This is a genomic window from Lentzea roselyniae (genome assembly GCF_039537795.1).
GTDB lineage: Bacteria > Actinomycetota > Actinomycetes > Mycobacteriales > Pseudonocardiaceae > Lentzea > Lentzea atacamensis.
Genome location: NZ_BAABBE010000104.1, coordinates 1 through 2,735, shown reverse-complemented (window position 1 = coordinate 2,735; position 2,735 = coordinate 1). Strand labels below are relative to the sequence as shown.

At 63.2% G+C, this 2,735-nt stretch carries 3 protein-coding genes; all 3 read right to left on the bottom strand.

Annotation, left to right across the window (positions count from 1 at the left end; genetic code table 11):
* Positions 1-275: 275 nt before the first annotated feature.
* Positions 276-419 (bottom strand): hypothetical protein, encoded by a 144-nt coding sequence (locus ABFX45_RS46005; RefSeq protein WP_346137398.1) that lies wholly within the window; start codon positions 417-419, stop codon positions 276-278.
* A gap of 459 nt (positions 420-878) precedes the next feature.
* A complete protein-coding gene (locus tag ABFX45_RS46000) occupies positions 879-1,190 on the bottom strand; it encodes a hypothetical protein (RefSeq protein WP_346137397.1) in 312 nt (103 codons plus the stop codon).
* A gap of 169 nt (positions 1,191-1,359) precedes the next feature.
* Positions 1,360-2,190, bottom strand: a complete 831-nt coding sequence (locus ABFX45_RS45995) for an amidase domain-containing protein (RefSeq protein WP_346137396.1) — start codon at positions 2,188-2,190, stop codon at positions 1,360-1,362.
* Between the last annotated feature and the right edge of the window lie 545 nt (positions 2,191-2,735).

The following is a 2,735-nucleotide window of genomic DNA, read 5'->3' as shown; positions in this document are numbered from 1 at the left end:
ATCCAGTCCTACCAGGACTCCCCGTCCTTCTTCTTCCAGGCCCTGCAACCCGTCGCGACGCACGGCCACGCGCTCCCGCGCACGTCAGGCGTTCAGCGCGAGAATCCCCGTTGGTGAGATCACCTCACTGTGCGAACGACCTCAGCAACTCCGCCCACCCCTCTTGTCGGCCGCAAGTGCCGGACTGAGCAGGATATCCCGGCCGGTCGGCGCCGTCATCGAAGTTGGTACGAATGGGTGGAGCCGATTGTCAATCAATTGGCTGTTTCCCCCGTTTATGTCGCAGGGGGTGTGTCACAGGTGGCGAGTGCGTTCTCCAACGCCGAACGTTCCGCCGGCGCGACGCTCAGCGCGTACGCCGCTTTGACCGTCACGTAGATCCGCCCGTACGAACACGCGTAGCCCGCGTTGGGCGGCATCCACTCCTCGGGCGTCTTGTCACCCTTCGACTAAAGCGTGCGGGTTCGCTGAATCCTGGAGGGCTGGACTGGTGAACCCGCCCCACAGGCGTACCTGGTCGGCCCCGAAACGGTCGGGTTCCCCAGCGGACGGCCGCCTGGCCGTAGGACCTGGGGTATCGGGCTGTCGGAGGCGCTCGCAGAGCCTTGATCGCCTGGCGGGTCACACCGATCGTGCGCTGCTGCTCACCTGTGTCCTGGCTCGCAGGAGACAACCGCCCGCGTGTCGCTGACCAGATCGATGGGGTCCGCTGGGCAAAGCTTGATCGTTGTTGCGTCCGGGCACGGCCTGCGCTGGTGGACGGCGGGCTGCCGGTACGAGTTGTCCTGCCGCCTGCGGAGCAGCCGGATCGCGTTGAGCATGAAGGTGAACGCCATGATCTTGTTCGGCCCGACGCCGACAACAGGATGCGGGCTTCATCAGGGGGTCCTGGACACCTCGCTGCCCGGCTTGTTCGGGGTTGCCGGGCCGATCGTTACGAACCACCGGCCGTCGATCCTGCTCAGCACCAGCCGCTCGTCGTAGCGCTGTTCATCTGCGGCCCGGCCGATGACATGGGCGCTCGCGACGTCCGGGCCGAAGTCTTTGGTGATGTCGACCGACTCGACCGTGATGCTCTTGCCTCCCTTCTCCGCGACATGACCGGCGAAGTCGGGCCGTACGTTCGACGGCGAAATACGTTCCAGTGTCGCCGAATCCTTGTTGTTCAGCGCGGCGATGTACGCGTCCACGACTGCACGTTCGGATTCTGCACCCCGGTCGACGTCGCTGCAGCCAACGGCGAGAAATGCCGCACAAGCCGTTGCAGCGAAACGGGCAAGGCCAACTCGGCCCTGCCCGCTCATCCTTTTCTCACGCATACCGCGATACTACCCCGAAACTGCTAGATACGTGCTGAAATCAGGTCCTGTGCGCGTAGTACCACGCGTTCGGATACTGGTCGAGGATGTGACGCAACCTCTTGTTGTGCTCTGGTCCCGAGTGGTAGGTGAGGTGCACGTCGACGGTGTTCACCATGGTCACGATCATGCTGTGATCGATGATGTTGTCCTGCTGGAAGTCGAGCTGCAGCACGTCGGCGAAACCGAGGTCGTAGACGTAGGGCAGGATCCACGTCCGCTGGGTCTGGTAGGTGGCGAACCAGTACCAGTTCTCCGCGCCCGCCCACGTGTAGCTGGTCGTCCAGGTCCAGTTGCCGTAGTACCACGCGCCGTCCCAGGTGCGGTCACCGTCGACCGGTTGCCAGCCACCGGCCTTCATCGCCTGCGACAGGAAGTTCGTGCAGTCCTGGCTATACACCCGGTAGTCGGGGTTCGGGTTCCATACGTACGTGTTCGCGTAGTCCGCGATCGCGTAGTAGTCGTACGCCGACGTGGTGACCTTGTGGTTCGTGGAGCCTGTCTTGGCGTCGATGGACGACTGGGTCTTATTGGGTGCCGCCTTCACTGCAGGCAGCGATGGCGCGAACTGGGTGGCCGGCGCCGGTGCGTTCGGCGGGATCTCGGCTTCGATCGCCGCCAGTGTCCAGCCGGTCTCGCCGCGGTTGAAAGTGAGCGTGTGTCGGAGCTGGTAGCCGTTGTACTGCGGCGAGTTCGGCTCGGTCACCTGGAAGTAGAGGTTGGTGCGCTCGACCACGCGGACGACGACCCGCCTTCCGTCCGCGGTGAAGTCCGCCTTCTCGACGCTGCTGGACACCTCCGCGTAGGAGAAGCCGCCGTCGATCTTCTGCAATCTGGCACGGCGCCCGTCCAGCTTGCTGGCGTCCCCTTGCAACTGTGTGGCCAGTTCCGGGGTTGTGGCGAGAACGAATCCGGCACTCTTTAGCGGCCGGTTCGTCAGCCGGTCGGCACGTTGCTGGAGATAACTCTGCGCCAGTTCGGAAACCTGCTGGCGATCGTCTTTTGAATCCGCAGCGACAGCTGCGCTGATGTTTACACTCGTTGCTGCTGATAACACCAATGTGAGCACGGTGCCAACCGCGATTGCTCTGACTCTCATGCTTCGATGCCTCTCGTCAGAATGAAGGCAGGCATCAACAGGAGAGTTAACGAACAATGAGGAGGATTCGGTTTGCCGTCACCCCCGAACTTCGCCCCCCGGCTGAAGCCCCACGTCAATTACCGTGCCAGAGATCCGGTGCGGGTGTCAATGAGGTGATCTCAACAGCGGAGATTCCAGCACTGAAGGCCTGAGGATGTTCGGGGGAACGCTCGTGCAGGCGCTCTGACGTGCCGCGGGGCCTGGGAGTAGAAGGACGGGGAGCTCCTGATAGGACT

What these genes read in the sequence shown, in the direction of transcription:
- ABFX45_RS46005 (WP_346137398.1), bottom strand. Translation starts at nt 419, where the DNA reads ATGCCGCCCAACGCGGGCTACGCGTGTTCGTACGGGCGGATCTACGTG.